The organism is Sphaerotilus sulfidivorans (assembly GCF_013426975.1).
GTDB classification, from domain to species: Bacteria; Pseudomonadota; Gammaproteobacteria; order Burkholderiales; family Burkholderiaceae_C; genus Sphaerotilus; species Sphaerotilus sulfidivorans.
The window spans coordinates 190,801-205,509 of sequence record NZ_JACCPY010000001.1; the positions used below are offsets into that span (position 1 = coordinate 190,801).

The window sequence follows — 14,709 nt, forward strand, 5'->3', positions numbered from 1 at the left end:
TCCGGTCGTTTCACGGTCTCAGCCGATGGCCGAGGCCGACTTCATCTGCTGGCGCAGCATGAACTTCTGGATCTTGCCGGTCGAGGTCTTGGGCAGCGTGCCGAAGACCACGCGCTTGGGCACCTTGTAGCGCGCCATGTGCTGGCGGCAGTATTCGACGATTTCCTCCTCGGTCGCCTCGGCGCCCTCGCGCAGCTCGATGAAGGCGCAGGGCACCTCGCCCCACTTCGGGTCCGGCGCGGCGACGATCGCCGCCACCATCACCGCCGGGTGGCGGTAGAGCACCTCCTCGACCTCGACGCTGGAGATGTTCTCGCCGCCCGAGATGATGATGTCCTTGCTGCGGTCCTTGATCTTGACGTAGCCGTCCGGGTGCATCACCGCCAGGTCGCCGGTGTGGAACCAGCCGCCGCGGAAGGCCTCGGCGGTCGCCTCGGGGTTCTTCAGGTAGCCCTTCATCACCAGATTGCCACGGAAGAAGATCTCGCCCATGGTCTGGCCGTCGGCCGGCACCGGCTGCATCGTCTCGGGATCGAGCACCGCGATGGCGTCCTGCATCGGGTAGGCCACGCCCTGGCGGGCGTTGAGCTCGGCGCGCTCGCCGATGGAGAGCTTCTCCCAGCCTTCCTGCTTGACGCAGACCGCCGCCGGACCGTAGACCTCGGTCAGGCCGTAGACATGGGTGATGTCGATGCCGATGCGCTCGCAGCCCTCGATGATCGCCGCCGGCGGCGCCGCGCCCGCGATCAGGCCGTGGATCGGGTGATCGATGCCGGCGCGCAGCTGCTCGGAGGCATTGATCAGCAGGCCGTAGACGATCGGCGCGCCGCACATGTGGGTCACGCGGTGCTCGCGGATCAGCGGGAAGATCAGCGTCGGATCGACCCGGCGCAGGCACACGCTGGTGCCGGCCTGCAGCGCCATCGTCCACGGGAAGCACCAGCCGTTGCAGTGGAACATCGGCAGCGTCCACAGGTAGACGGCGTGGCGCGGCATCTCCCAGGTGACGACGTTCGAGGTGGCGTTCAGGTAGGCGCCGCGGTGGTGCGTGACCACGCCCTTCGGGTTGCCGGTGGTGCCGCTGGTGTAGTTCAGCGCGATCGCATCCCACTCGTCGACCGGCGGCTGCCAGGCGAAGTCCGGGTCCCCCTCGGCCAGGAAGGCCTCGTAGTCCTTCTCGCCGAGCAGCACGCCGCCCTCGAACAGCGCGTCGTCGACGTCGATGACCAGCGGGCGCGGGCCTTTCACCAGGTCGAGCGCGCGGCGGATGATCGACGAGAACTCGCGATCGGTCAGCAGCACCTTGGCCTCGCCGTGGTCGAGCTGGAAGGCGATCGCCTCCGGGTCGAGCCGGGTGTTGAGCGTGTTGAGCACCGCGCCGGCCATCGGCACGCCGAAGTGGCACTCGTACATCGCCGGCGTGTTGGGCAGCATCGCCGCGACGGTGTCGCCGGCACGGATGCCGCGTCCGCGCAGCGCGCTGGCCAGGCGGCGGCAGCGCCGGGCCGTCTCGCGCCAGGTCTGGCGCAGCTCGCCGTGGATCAGCGCGATGCGCTCGGGATGGATGCGCGCGGTGCGCTCCAGAAAGGTCAGGGGCGTCAGGGCGGCGAAGTTCGCGCGGTTGCGATCGAGGCCCTGGTCGTAGGCGGAATGACCCATTCGGCTGTCTCCGGAGAACATGTGGGGACGCCCGCGCGGCTGTCGTGCCGTCTGGGGGCATCCTGCGGAGCAGCGATGATCCCGATCGAACCTTGCATCACCTCGGATCGAATGTATCGAATGTTTGCGTCGACCCGGCGGCGCGTGCCAGGTCGGACCCGCACGCACGCACGGAAGGTCTCGGTCAGCTCGCTGCCTAGAATCGGTCCGATGGATCCGACCCTTTCTCTCCCCGAGTCCGCCGATCCCGGGTCGGCGCCCCGCGATGCGCTGCTGGCCGAGCTGCGCCTGAGCGAGGCGCGGCTGCGCCTGATCTTCGACAACGTGCCGGCGCTGATCGGCTACTTCGACCGCAACCATGTCTACCAGTACGCCAACAAGGGCTACACCGACTGGTTCGGGCGCGGGCGCGACATCGCCGCCGGGCGGCCGATCGTCGACGTGCTGCCGCCCGAGGTCTACGCGGTGGTGATCCCGCATGTGGTGCTGGCGCTCAAGGGCAGCCGCCAGCGCTACGAGTACGAGATGGCGCGCGACGACGGCCGCATCGTCAACGCCCGCACCGAGCTGGTCCCGGAGTTCGGGCCGGACGGCGAGGTGCTGGGCTGCTTCGTGCTGTCGGTCGATGTCAGCGAGGTCAAGCAGGCGCAGGTGGCGATCGCTCAGGCGCAGAAGATGGAGGCGGTCGGCCAGCTCACCGGCGGCATCGCGCACGACCTCAACAACATGCTGGCGGTGATGATCGGCAACCTCGCCGCGCTGCGCGACCGCCGTCCGGGCGATCCGGAGCTGGCCGAATTCCTGACGCCGGCGCTGAAGGCTGCGCACAGCGGCGCCGACCTGATCCGCCGGCTGCTGACCTTCGCGCGCCAGCAGCCGCTGGCGCCGCGTGCGGTCGATGTCGGCGAGGTGGTGGCCGACGCCGCGCAGCTGCTGGTACGCTCGCTGCCCGATTCGGTGCGGCTGCTGACCTCGCTGGCGGCGCCGCGCCAGCGCCTGATCGCGCGCACCGACGCGCATCAGCTCGAGAGCGCGATCCTGAACCTGGCGATCAACGCGCGCGACGCGATGCCCGAGGGCGGCGAGCTGCGCATCGAGACCGACGAGTGCCTGCTCGACGCGGCCGAGGCGGCCGAGGCCGAGGTGCTGCCCGGCCGCCATGTGCGCATCAGCGTCACCGACACCGGCATCGGCATGGACGAGGCGACGCGGGCGCGGGTCTTCGAGCCCTTCTTCACCACCAAGCGCTTCGGCCAGGGCAGCGGCCTGGGCCTGCCGATGGTCTACGGCTTCGTGCGCCAGTGCGGCGGCGGCGTGCTGCTGCACAGCCGCCCCGGCGCCGGCACCCGGGTGACGCTGCTGCTGCAGCCGGCCGAGATGCCGGCGGCGGCCACCGCACCGACCACCGCGGCACCGGGAACGCCTGCGGATGCCGCGGTCATCGAGAGTCCGCAGGCCGCAGACATGCCGCCGCGCCCTGGCCGGCCGCTGGTGCTGCTGGTCGACGACCAGGCCGAGCTGCGCCGCATCGTGCGCCGCGAACTCGTCGCGCTCGGCCACCCGGTCATCGAGGCCGGCGACGGCGACGAGGCCCGCGAGATCCTCGACGCGGTGCCCGGCATCGGTCTGCTGATCACCGACATCGTCATGCCCGGGCGCACCGACGGGCGCGCGCTGTGCCGCCACGCCGCGCGCACCCGCCCCGGGCTGCGCATGCTGATGATCAGCGGATACTCCGACGAGCAGCCCGGCCGGGCGAGCGACCCCTGGCCGCTGCTGCGCAAGCCGTTCACGCCCGAAGAACTGAGATCCACGCTCGAGGAGACACTGAAATGAGCCCGAAGAGCTCGCCCAGCCCCAACCGCTCGCCCGGAGACGGCGCACGCATCCTGATCACCGAGGACGACGCCGAGGTGGCGCGGCTGCTCCAGACCGTGCTGCGCGACTTCGGCTTCGAAGCGCATCCGTGCCGCAGCGCCGCCGAGACCCGCCAGCAGCTCGCGCTGCAGGTGCCCGACCTGTGCATTCTCGACCTCGGCCTGCCCGACGGCGACGGCATGGAGCTGATGCAGGAGATCCAGCGCCGCCATGACTGCGGCCTGCTGATCCTGAGCGGTCGCGCCTGGATCGGCGACCGGGTCATGGGCCTGGAGCTGGGCGCCGACGACTATGTCACCAAGCCCTTCGAGCCGCGCGAGCTGGTCGCGCGGGTGCGCAGCATCCTGCGCCGGCGCGGCCAGGGCAGCGACGAGCGCGGCCCGCAGCTGGCGCGCTTCGGCAACGGCTGGACCTTCCAGCCCGACACCAACCTGCTGCGCAGCGCCAGCGGCCAGGAATGGACGCTGAGCTCGGGCGAGGCGCGGCTGCTGGCGACCTTCCTGCAGCGGCCCAACCGCATCCTCGCGCGCGAGCAGATCTGCGGCGACCCCGACCTCTCGCCGCTGGACCGCAGCATCGACGTGCGCATCTCGCGGCTGCGCCGCAAGATCGAGACCGATCCGCACAACCCGAAGATGATCCGCACCGTCTACGGCGCGGGCTATCTCTTCGCCAGCGAGGTCAGCTGGAACTGACCGGGGCCGGCGCCGGCGTCAGCAGCCGGCGGGCGTGGCTGTAGGCCACCGCCCGGTCGCCGCGCACGAAGCCGGCCAGCACCAGGCCGGCGGCCTCGGCGGTGCGCACCGCCAGCCCGGTCGGCGCCGACACCGCCGCCAGCAGGCCGAAGCCGGCATGCGCGGCCTTGTAGACCATCTCGTAGCTGGCGCGGCTGGTGACGACGACGAAGCCCGTGGCCGGATCGGTGCCGGCGCGTGCCAGCGCGCCGATCAGCTTGTCGAGCGCGTTGTGGCGGCCGACATCCTCGCGCACCGTCAGCACCTCGCCGTCGGGCGCGCACCAGGCGGCGGCGTGGGCCGCGCCGGTGGCCTTCTGCAGATGCTGGTGGCTCGGCAGCGCCGCCATCGCCCGCTCGAGCGCAGCAGCCTCGATCTCGATGCAGGCCGCCTCGCGACCCACCGGGCGCACCGCCTCGGCCAGGCTCTCGGTGCCGCACAGGCCGCAGCCGGTGCGCCCGGCCAGCGTGCGCCGGCGCTCCTTCAGCCGCATGAAGCAGCGCAGCGTCACCTTCAGTTCCACCGACAGGCCGCGCTCGGTGGTGCCAGCCAGCGCGACGCTCTCGCCCAGGTCGGCGGGCAGGATCTCGGCATCGAGCAGGTCGTCGGGCGAATCGATGATGCCCTCCGACAGCGAGAAGCCCAGCGCGAAGTCCTCCAGGTCGGCCGGCGAGGCCAGCATCACCGCATGCGAGATGCCGTTGTAGACCAGCGCGACCGGCAGTTCCTCGGCCAGCGTCTCGACATGCGGCTCGCGCCGGCCGGCCTGCAGGCGCTCGACCGGCCGGGTTCCGGTCGGATCGGGCAGGGATTCGTGATCGTCTTCATGCATGGAAGCGATTCTGGCACCGGCATCGTGTCACGGTGTCGACGCGGAGATGTGCGACCGGATCCGGAAAAGCCCCTCGAATGGAGGATGATCGCGGGTTCGCAAGATCGATGCTCCGAAGTCCGGCCTGACGCATGAAACCCCGCTGCTCCCTGTTCCTCGCCACCACGCTCGACGGCTACATCAGCCGCCCCGACGGACGCATCGACTGGCTCGACGAGGCCAACCGGCACATTCCGCCCGGCGAGGACTGCGGCACCGCCGACTTCCTGGCCACCGTCGACGCGGTGGTGATGGGCCGAGGCACCTTCGAGCTGCTGCTGGGCGATGGCATCTGGCCCTACGGCAGCCGGCCGGTGCGGGTGATGAGCCGCCGGCCGCTGGCCATTCCCGAGGCGCTGCGCGCCACCGTGCAGGCCAGCGCGGCCACCCCGAAGGCGGTGCTCGAGGAGCTGGGCCGGCTCGGCGCGCGCCATGTCTATGTCGACGGCGCGCGGCTGCTGGCCGCCTTCCTCGCCGAGCGCCTGGTCGACGAGATCACGCTGACGGTGGTGCCGGTGCTGATCGGCCAGGGCCGGCCGCTGGGCGGGCCGCTGCAGGCCGACCTGAAGCTCGCGCTGGTGTCGACCCGCGCCTACGGCTTCGGCTTCGTGCAGCAGCGCTACCGGATCGACGCCACCGGCTGATGTCTTCAGCCCGGGCCCCGGGTCCGGAGCGTGACATTCTTCGCGGCAACACCCGCCGCGAACCCCACCGGGGCCGCAACCGGAAAAGCCGGGAATTCACTTTCTTTTGCGCGGATCGAAATCCTCTGATCGCCCCGAGGAGATCGAGATGCCAGAGAAGTCCGACTGCGCCCTCGCCCAGATCCGTCACCGCCACCGCCCCCGATCCCACCCCTTGTCCCCCACCCTGGCCACGCTGGGGCTGGTCCTGCTGCTGTCCGCCTGCGGTGGCGGCGAGGACGGGAGCACGCCCCAGGCCTCTGGCCGCGAGCCGCAGCGGCTGATCGTGCAGCTGCACCCGGCCGCGCTCGCCGCCGATGAGGCCGGCAGGGCCCGAGCGCTGCAGACCGCAGCCGGCACGCTGCAGCAGCGCACCGAGGCGGCCATCCAGGCCCAGAGCCTGCGGCTGCTGGGCCCGGGCGGCCCGCGGGCCGGACTGCATTTCTCGCGCATCTGGCCCGGCTTCACCGTCGAAGTGCCCGGGCACGAGGCGCAGGCGCTGCAGCAGCGCCTCGCGCAGGATCCGGCGGTACTGTCGGTGCGGCCCGACACGCTGGCCTCGACCGGACAGACCGTCTCCGAGCGCACGCTGAGCGAGTTCGGCCACTGGGGCCTGGACCGCATCGACCAGCGCCGGCTGCCGCTGAACCAGCGTCTGACCACCTCGGCACGCGGACAGGGCGTGACCGTCTTCGTGCTCGACTCCGGCATTTCCGCTCATCAGCAGTTCGGCGAGCGCCTGGCGCCCGGCACCGACTACATCCGCGACGGCTACGGCAGCGCCGACTGCCGCGGCCACGGCACCCATGTGGCCGGCACGATCGGCGGCAGTCTGGCCGGGGTGGCGCCGGGCGCAACGCTGGTGTCGGTGCGGGTGCTGGGCTGCAACGGTTCGGGGCCGATCAGCAAGGTGCTGGCCGGCATCGACTGGATCCTGAACCGTCAGGAACGCCCGGCCGTGGTCAACATGAGCCTGGGCGCGGATGCCCACCCGATGCTGGACGACGCGGTGCGCAGCCTGCTGCTGGCGGGCTTCCATGTGGTGGTGTCGGCCGGCAACGAGAACAGCAATGCCTGCCTGCGCTCGCCGGCGCGGGTGCCGGGCGCGATCACGGTCGGCGCCAGCGACAACACGGACAAGCGCGCGGTCTTCTCGAATTTCGGCAGCTGCGTCGACCTGCTGGCGCCAGGCCAGTGGGTGTCGGCACCGGACTGGCGCAGCCAGACCGCGGAGCGCATGCTCAGCGGCACCTCGATGGCGGCACCGCATGTGGCCGGCACGCTGGCGCTGCTGCTGGAGTCCCGCCCGACGCTGACCCCGACGCAGCTGACGCAGCAGCTGCTGGCGCAGTCCACCCCGTCGGTGCTGGCGCAGCTCTCGGGCAGTCCGAACCGGCTGCTGTTCGCGGGCAGCGCCACCGCCCTGAAGTTCCCGCCTGCGCACGAGCTGAACATCGGCCTGCTGCAGGGCGACACCGCCATCAGCCGGGGCCGCTGGACCGCACGCGCCACGGTGCGCGTCGTCAACGCCAGCGGCAAGCCGATGGGCGGCGTCAAGGTCAGCGGCCTGTTCCAGGGGGCAAGCGCACCGGTGAGCTGCAGCACGGCAGCCAGCGGCCTGTGCACGCTGGTCTCGCTGCCGCAGGGTGCCGATATGGCCCGGCTGTCGGTCGCCGTGAAGGCGCTCGAAGGCGCAGCCTTCACCTACCGGCGCGAGCGCGACCAGGCCCGCGCGATCACGATCCAGCGGCCGGGCGTGCTGGCGCCGCGCTGAGCACACACCACCGACGTCGAGCAGGAAACCGGGACACACCGGCCTGCCGCACGCCAGGACACATCCACCCGGCCGGCCGATGCCCGGCCCGACTCCCAGGGAGTTCCTTGATGATCTCGACCCTGACATCGCCGCGACCGATGCGGCGACGCCCCGCCATCCGGCCCGTGCCCGGCCTGCTGTGCAGCCTTGTGTCCGCGCTGCTGCTGAGCGCCTGCGGCGGTTCGGCGCCGGAGGACCCGCCGGCGACACCCACGTCGGACACGCTCGGCGACACCGTGCGCCATCTGGTGCTGCTCAACGAAGCCGCGGTGGCCGGATCGGACCGGATGCGCCAGGCCCGCACGCTGGCCGTCCCGACCGCCGAGGACACGCCCACGGCACGCACAGCCGCCACGGTGCGAGCCTTGGGGCAGCGACTGATCGCCGGCACCGCAGAGGCCCGCATCGACGCGGTGCTCACGCATGTGGCCCAGGGGCTGATCGTCGAGGTGCCGGCCGCACGGTCAGCCGCACTGACGCAGCAGCTTCTGGCCGATCCTGCGGTGCTGTCGGTCGCTCTGGACCTGCCGATCCAGGCCGAGGTCGAGCCCCTGTCCGTCGAAAGTGCCGCAGCCACGCTGGACACGACCGTCAACCAGAGCGTCGCCGACCTGTGGGGGCTGGACCGCATCGACCAGCGCAAGCTGCCCTTGAACAGCACGCTGGTGCGGCGTCCGGCACTCGACGGCACCGGGGTGACCGCCTATGTGATCGATTCGGGCGTGTCGAACCATGTCGAACTGCAAGGGCGACTCGGCACAGGCCGGGGCTTCGATGTCAGCACCAGCGGCACCGACTGCAACGGGCACGGCACCCATGTCGCCGGCACGATCGCCGGCAAGACCACCGGCGTGGCCCCGGGCGCGCGCATCGTGTCGCTGCGGGTGCTGGGCTGCAAGGGCAGCGGCTACGCCAGCAGCGTGCTCAAGGCCCTCGACTGGGTGCTGGCCAACGGCGTGCGGCCGGCGGTGGTCAACCTCAGCCTGGGCATCGACGGCTCACTGAGCTGGATCACCGACGCGGTCAAGCGCCTGACCGATGCCGGCTTCGTGGTCGTCGTCTCGGCGGGCAACGCCCAGAAGCCGGCCTGCCAGCAGTCGCCGGCCTCGGCGCCAGACGCGCTGACGGTGGCGGCGAGCACCTATCTCGACAGCCGTGCCAGCTACTCCAACTTCGGCAGCTGCGTCGATCTGTTCGCGCCAGGCTCGTCGATCAAGGGTCCGGCCCATCCAGGGTCCCGAGCCTACATCTACAAGAGCGGCACCTCGATGGCCTCGCCGCATGTGGCCGGTGCGGCAGCCCTGCTGCTGCAGCGTCATCCCTCGATGAGCGCACGCCAGGTCAGCGCCGAGCTGATCCGGCAGTCGACACCCGACCTCATCACCCAGGCCGGCACCGAGACGCCCAACCGGCTGCTGCATATCAGCGCACTGCATGCGGTCGAACTGCCGATATCGACCGATCTGCGACTGCTGCCACCGACCGGCACGGTGAGCGCTCAGCGTCAGCGTGGCCAGCTGGTGCGCTGGCAGGCCAGGATCACGCTGGCCGTGCACACGCCGCAGGGCCAGCCGGTGGCCGGCGTCCGAATGGAGGGCCGCTACAGCCATCTGGACAAGCGCATCACCTGCACCACCAGCGCTCAGGGGCTTTGCCTGCTCGACACCGGCACCCTGCCTCGAACGCTGGCGTCCACCACCTTCGCGGTGTCGAGCCTCAGCCATGCGACCATGAGCTGGCGCCCGGCCGATCCGCTGGCGGCCAGCCTCACGCTGGCTCGGCCCTGAGCGCCGGATCGAGCCGTCCACGCCGCGTCAGCACCGCCTCGCGCACCAGCGGCGCCAGACCCTCGCCCTGCGCGGCGCCGTCGAGGTGGGCATAGAGCGCGCGGCGCATGCGCGGCTCCCAGAACTTCGCCAGGTGCTGGGCGATGCCGTCGAGCGCATCCTCTCGCTCGGGAAAGGCAGCGAAGAACTCGCCGATGCGGTTGGCCAGCCGCACCAGCGTGGCGGCGGTGTCGACGGTGGGGCTCATCGGGCGTGCTCCGGCAGCAGGCCATGCTGCAGACGGTCGAAGTCGGAGAAGTCGCGCTGCCAGCGTGCGGGCTGCGTGACCCGCGCCACCTGCACCGCAGTCACCTTGTACTCGGGACAGTTGGTCGCCCAGTCGCTCGAATCCGTGGTGATGACATTGGCGCCGGACTCGGGGAAGTGGAACGTCGTGTAGACCACCCCGGGCTGCACCCGCTCGGTGACGGTGGCGCGCAGCACCGTCTCGCCGGCGCGGCTCGTGATGCCGACCCAGTCGCCGTTCTGGACGCCGCGCTCCTCGGCGTCATGCGGGTGGATCTCCAGCCGGTCCTCCTCGTGCCAGCGGCTGTTCTCGGTGCGCCGTGTCTGGGCGCCGACGTTGTACTGGCTGAGCACCCGACCGGTGGTGAGGATCAGCGGGAAGCGGCGCGTCACCTTCTCGTCCGTCGCCACATACTGCGTCGGCAGGAAGCGCCCCTTGCCGCGCACGAACCGGTCGACGTGCATGATCGCCGTGCCCGCTTCGTCGGTCGTCTCGTTGCACGGCCACTGCACGCTGCCCAGACGCTCGATCTTCTCGAAGCTCACGCCCGCGAAGCTGGGGGTGAGCGCGGCGATCTCGTCCATGATCTGCGACGGGTGGCTGTAGTGCATCGGATAGCCGAGCGCGTTCGCGAAGGCCTGCGTCACCTCCCAGTCCGCCTTGCCGGAGAGCGGCGGCATCACCTGGCGCACGCGGCTGATGCGGCGCTCGGCGTTGGTGAAGGTGCCGTCCTTCTCCAGGAAGGAGGCGCCCGGCAGGAAGACATGCGCGTACTTGGCGGTCTCGTTCAGGAAGATGTCCTGCACGACCACGCATTCCATCGCCGAGAGCGCCGCCGCGACATGCTGCGTGTTCGGGTCGGACTGCGCCGGGTCTTCGCCCTGCACGTAGAGCGCCTTGAACGAGCCTTCGAGCGCCGCGTCCAGCATGTTCGGGATGCGCAGACCCGGCTCCGGGTTCAGCGTCACGCCCCAGGCCGCCTCGAACTGGCTGCGCACCGTCGAGTCGCTGATGTGGCGGTAGCCGGGCAGCTCGTGCGGGAAGCTGCCCATGTCGCACGAGCCCTGCACGTTGTTCTGGCCGCGCAGCGGGTTCACGCCCACGCCCTCGCGCCCGACCATGCCGCAGGCCATTGCGAGGTTGGCGATGCCGATCACCATCGTCGAGCCTTGCGCATGTTCGGTGACGCCGAGGCCGTAGAAGATCGCGCTGTTGCCCTGGCCGCCGCGTCCACCGCCCGCGTAAAGCCGCGCCGCGCCACGCACGAGCTCGGCCGGCACGCCGCTGACCTGCTCGAACGCTTCGGGCGAGTTCTCGGGTTTCGACACGAACTCGCGCCACTGCTGGAAGCTCTTCGGGTCGCAGCGCTCGGCGACGTAAGCCTCGTTCACCAGCCCTTCGGTGACGATCACATGCGCCAGCGCGGTGATGACAGCCACATTGGTGCCGGGTTTCAGCTGCAGGTGGAAGTCAGCCTTGATGTGCGGCGCGTCCACCAGGTCGATGCGGCGCGGGTCGACGACGATCAGCCGCGCGCCCTGGCGCAGCCGCTTCTTCAGCCGCGAGGCGAACACCGGGTGGCCTTCGCTCGGGTTGGCGCCGATGACCATCACCACGTCGGTGTGCTCGACCGACTTGAAGGTCTGCGTGCCGGCCGAGGTGCCGTAGGTCTGGCCGAGGCCGTAGCCGGTCGGGCTGTGGCAGACGCGGGCGCAGGTGTCGACGTTGTTGGTGCCGAAGGCGGCGCGGATCAGCTTCTGCACGAGGTAGGTTTCCTCGTTGGTGCAGCGGCTTGACGTGATGCCGCCGACCGAATCGCGGCCGTAGGTCGACTGGATGCGGCGGAACTCGCCCGCGGCGTGGCTCAAGGCCTCGTCCCAGCTCACCTCGCGCCACGGGTCGGTGATCTTGTCGCGGATCATCGGCCGGGTCAGGCGGTCCTTGTGCGTCGCGTAGCCCCAGGCGAAGCGGCCCTTGATGCAGCTGTGCCCCTCGTTGGCCTTGCCGTCCTTCCAGGGCAGCATGCGCACGACCTGCGTGCCCTTCATCTCGGCCTTGAACGAGCAGCCCACGCCGCAGTAGGCGCAGGTGGTGATGACGCTGTGCTCGGGCTGGCCGAGTTCGATCACCGTCTTCTCGGTCAGCGTCGCGGTCGGGCAGGCCTGCACGCAGGCGCCGCAGGAGACGCACTCGCTCTGCATGAACGGCTCGTCCATGCCCGGCGACACCCGCGACTCGAAGCCCCGACCCGAGATGGTCAGCGCGAACGTGCCCTGCACCTCCTCGCAGGCGCGCACGCAGCGGTTGCAGACGATGCACTTGCTCGGGTCGTAGGTGAAGTACGGGTTGGATTCGTCCTTGGCGTGCGCCAGATGGTGGCGGCCGGTGATGCCGGCCACCGCGCGGTCGCCGACGCCATAGCGCACATTGCGCACACCGACCACGCCGGCCTGGGTCTGCAGCTCGCAGTCGCCGTTGGCGGCGCAGGTCAGGCAGTCGAGCGGATGGTCGCTGAGGTAGAGCTCCATCACGCCCTGGCGCAGCTTCTGCAGCCGCGGGCTCTGGGTGCGCACCGTCATGCCGGCCTCGGCCGGCGTGGTGCAGGACGCCGGCGTGCCGCGCCGGCCCTCGATCTCGACCAGGCAGAGCCGGCACGAGCCGAAGGGCTCGAGACTGTCGGTGGCGCAGAGCTTGGGCACCTGGATGCCGGCGTCGATCGCCGCGCGCATCAGCGAGGTGCCCTGCGGCACGGTGACCTGGAAGCCGTCGATGCTGAGCGTGACGGTCTCGGTGGCGCGGCTGGCCGGCGTGCCGCGGTCGATCTCGGGCTGGCGGCAGGCGTCCAGCGTCCTGATCGTCGAGATCGCCTGGATCGGGATGACAGGGTGGTTCATCGCGTCGCCTCCTCGACGGCAGCGGCGAGCGGCGCCGCATCGAGGCCGAAGTCGGCCGGATAGTGGTCCAGCGCCGACAGCACCGGATAGGGCGTCATGCCGCCCATCGCGCACAGGCTGCCACCGATCATCGTGTCGCAGAGATCGCGCAGCAGCTCGAGCTGCTGATGTCGCACGCCGGGATTCTTCCTGTGCAGCACGATGCGGTCGATCACCTCGACGCCGCGGGTCGAGCCGATGCGGCAGGGCGTGCACTTGCCGCAGGACTCCAGTGCGCAGAACGCAAACGCGTAGCGCGCCAGCTGCGCCATGTCGGCGGTGTCGTCATGCACCACCACGCCGCCGTGGCCGACCACCGCGCCGATGGCCGCATAGGCCTCGTAGTCCAGCGGCACGTCCCACTGCGACTCGGGCACATAGGCACCGAGCGGCCCGCCGACCTGGATCGCCTTGACCGGCCGCCCGCTGGCAGTGCCGCCGCCGAAGCCGAAGACCAGCTCGCGCAGCGTCAGCCCGAAGGCCTTCTCGACCAGCCCGCCGTGGCGGATGTTGCCGCCGAGCTGGAAGGGCAGCGTGCCGTGCGAGCGCCCGACGCCATAGCCGCGGTAGAAGTCAGCGCCGCGCGCCAGGATGGTCGGCACCGCGGCGAAGGTCAGCACGTTGTTGATGACGGTCGGGCAGCCGAACAGGCCGTGGACCGCCGGCAGCGGCGGCTTGGCGCGCACGATGCCGCGCCGGCCCTCCAGGCTCTCGAGCATCGCCGTCTCCTCGCCGCAGACGTAGGAGCCGGCGCCCATGCGCACCTGCAGCCGGAACGCACGCCCCGAGCCCGCCACGTCCGCGCCCAGCCAGCCGGCGGCCTCGGCCCGGGCCACCGCCTCGCGCAGCGTCGCCACCGCATGCGGGTACTCGGAGCGCACATAGATGTAGCCCTCGGTCGCGCCGACCGCCAGCGCGGCGATCGCCATGCCCTCGATCAGCAGGCAGGGATCGCCCTCCATCAGCATGCGGTCGGCGAAGGTGCCGGAGTCGCCCTCGTCGGCATTGCAGACGATGTATTTGGTCTCACCGGCGGCGTGCGCGACGGTGCGCCACTTGATGCCGGCCGGAAAGGCCGCGCCGCCGCGCCCGCGCAGGCCGGAATGCGTGACCTGGTGCAGGATGTCGGCCGGCGCCATCGCGGCCGCCGCCTTCAGCCCGGCCCAGCCGCCGTGCGCGGCGTAGTCGTCGAGCGAGAGCGGATCGGTGATGCCGACGCGCGCAAAGGTCAGGCGCTCCTGCAGGACCAGATAAGGCATCTGCTCAGCGAGGCCGTGGCGCAGCGGATGCGCGCTCGCCTCGCCGCGTGCCTCGGCGCACAGCGCCGGCCACAGCGCCGCCACGTCCTCGGGCATCACCGGCCCGAAGGCGACCCGACCGTGCGGCGTGTCGACCTCGACCAGCGTCTCCAGCCAGAGCAGCCCGCGCGAGCCGTTGCGCACCAGCGCCAGCGGCACGCCCTGCAGGGCCGCCAGCGACTGCAGCGCATCGGCCACCGTGTCGGCGCCGACCGCCAGCGCGGCGCTGTCGCGCGGCACCCACAGGCGCAGCATCGGGGTCGCGTTGTCGTTCGCGCTCATGGCTGCTCCTGGGCCAGCAGCGCATCGAGCCGCGCCGGCGTCAGCCGTGCATGCAGCCGCTCGCCGAGCATGCCGGCCGGCGACTGCGCGCACAGGCCCAGGCAGTAGGCGGGCTCCAGCGTGTCGCAGCCCTGCGCCTCGACCGCCGTCTGCGCATGCGCCCACAGCGCCTCGGCGCCCATCGCGCGGCAGGCTTCGGCGCGGCAGATCTGCAGCACCCGGCCGCGCGGCGGCGCGGTGCGGAAGTGGTGATAGAAGCTGACGACGCCGTGCACCTCGGCGCGCGAGAGGTTCAGCGCGCGCGCGATGGGCGGCAGCGCCGCCGGCGGCACGAAGCCGAGCCGGTCCTGCAGCGCATGCAGGATCGGCAGCAGGGCGCCAGCCTGGCCGGCATGTGCGGCCAGCACCTGGTCCAGCGCCGTCTGCTGCAGCGCGTCGAGGGGGGGTCTTGTCTCCATGCGCCGATCATCGAGCGGGCACCC

Annotated in this window: 9 protein-coding genes and 1 pseudogene; 5 read left to right on the plus strand and 5 right to left on the minus strand. The window is 71.2% G+C overall.

Going from position 1 to position 14,709, the window contains the following annotated elements; translation table 11 throughout:
• Positions 1 to 18: 18 nt before the first annotated feature.
• A complete protein-coding gene (locus HZU84_RS00825; protein WP_149502837.1) occupies positions 19 to 1,659 on the minus strand; it encodes an acyl-CoA synthetase in 1,641 nt (546 codons plus the stop codon).
• A gap of 210 nt (positions 1,660 to 1,869) precedes the next feature.
• Between HZU84_RS00825 and HZU84_RS00830 the strand changes: the two genes are divergently transcribed.
• Together HZU84_RS00830 and HZU84_RS00835 are read left to right on the plus strand one after the other, a co-directional pair.
• Positions 1,870 to 3,495, plus strand: a complete 1,626-nt coding sequence (locus tag HZU84_RS00830) for a PAS domain-containing sensor histidine kinase (protein WP_149502836.1) — start codon at positions 1,870 to 1,872, stop codon at positions 3,493 to 3,495.
• A complete protein-coding gene (locus HZU84_RS00835) occupies positions 3,492 to 4,232 on the plus strand; it encodes a response regulator transcription factor (RefSeq protein ID WP_149502835.1) in 741 nt (246 codons plus the stop codon). Before HZU84_RS00830 ends, HZU84_RS00835 begins: the two co-directional genes overlap by 4 nt.
• On the opposite strand, the gene fdhD is transcribed toward HZU84_RS00835, so the two are convergent.
• On the minus strand, positions 4,219 to 5,103 hold the full coding sequence (gene fdhD / locus HZU84_RS00840; RefSeq protein WP_149502834.1) for a formate dehydrogenase accessory sulfurtransferase FdhD: 885 nt from the start codon (positions 5,101 to 5,103) through the stop codon (positions 4,219 to 4,221). The two genes, HZU84_RS00835 and fdhD, sit on opposite strands and share 14 nt — an antisense overlap.
• Before the next feature lie 131 nt (positions 5,104 to 5,234).
• Here fdhD and HZU84_RS00845 point away from each other — a divergent pair, with 131 nt between their 5' ends.
• From HZU84_RS00845 to HZU84_RS00855, 3 genes are all read left to right on the plus strand, one after another.
• Positions 5,235 to 5,786 carry a dihydrofolate reductase family protein gene (locus tag HZU84_RS00845; protein WP_149502833.1) on the plus strand — a complete coding sequence of 184 codons (552 nt, stop codon included), beginning with the start codon at positions 5,235 to 5,237 and terminating at the stop codon, positions 5,784 to 5,786.
• Between the two features lie 214 nt (positions 5,787 to 6,000).
• A complete protein-coding gene (locus HZU84_RS00850) occupies positions 6,001 to 7,599 on the plus strand; it encodes a S8 family peptidase (protein WP_180692734.1) in 1,599 nt (532 codons plus the stop codon).
• A gap of 110 nt (positions 7,600 to 7,709) precedes the next feature.
• Complete coding sequence (locus HZU84_RS00855; protein WP_149502831.1) at positions 7,710 to 9,428, plus strand: S8 family peptidase; 1,719 nt, start codon at positions 7,710 to 7,712, stop codon at positions 9,426 to 9,428.
• On the opposite strand, the gene HZU84_RS00860 is transcribed toward HZU84_RS00855, so the two are convergent.
• The 3 genes and pseudogenes from HZU84_RS00860 to HZU84_RS00870 form a co-directional block, all read right to left on the minus strand.
• Entirely contained in the window at positions 9,409 to 9,675 is a 267-nt protein-coding gene (locus HZU84_RS00860; protein WP_149502830.1) for a formate dehydrogenase subunit delta, read from the minus strand. The genes HZU84_RS00855 and HZU84_RS00860 overlap by 20 nt on opposite strands.
• Positions 9,672 to 12,608: a formate dehydrogenase subunit alpha gene (gene fdhF / locus HZU84_RS00865; RefSeq protein WP_149502829.1), complete on the minus strand. Its 2,937-nt coding sequence runs from the start codon at positions 12,606 to 12,608 to the stop codon at positions 9,672 to 9,674. Before fdhF ends, HZU84_RS00860 begins: the two co-directional genes overlap by 4 nt.
• Positions 12,605 to 14,685, minus strand: a pseudogene (locus HZU84_RS00870) (NAD(P)H-dependent oxidoreductase subunit E). The gene fdhF and the pseudogene HZU84_RS00870 overlap by 4 nt, the downstream one beginning before the upstream one ends.
• Between the last annotated feature and the right edge of the window lie 24 nt (positions 14,686 to 14,709).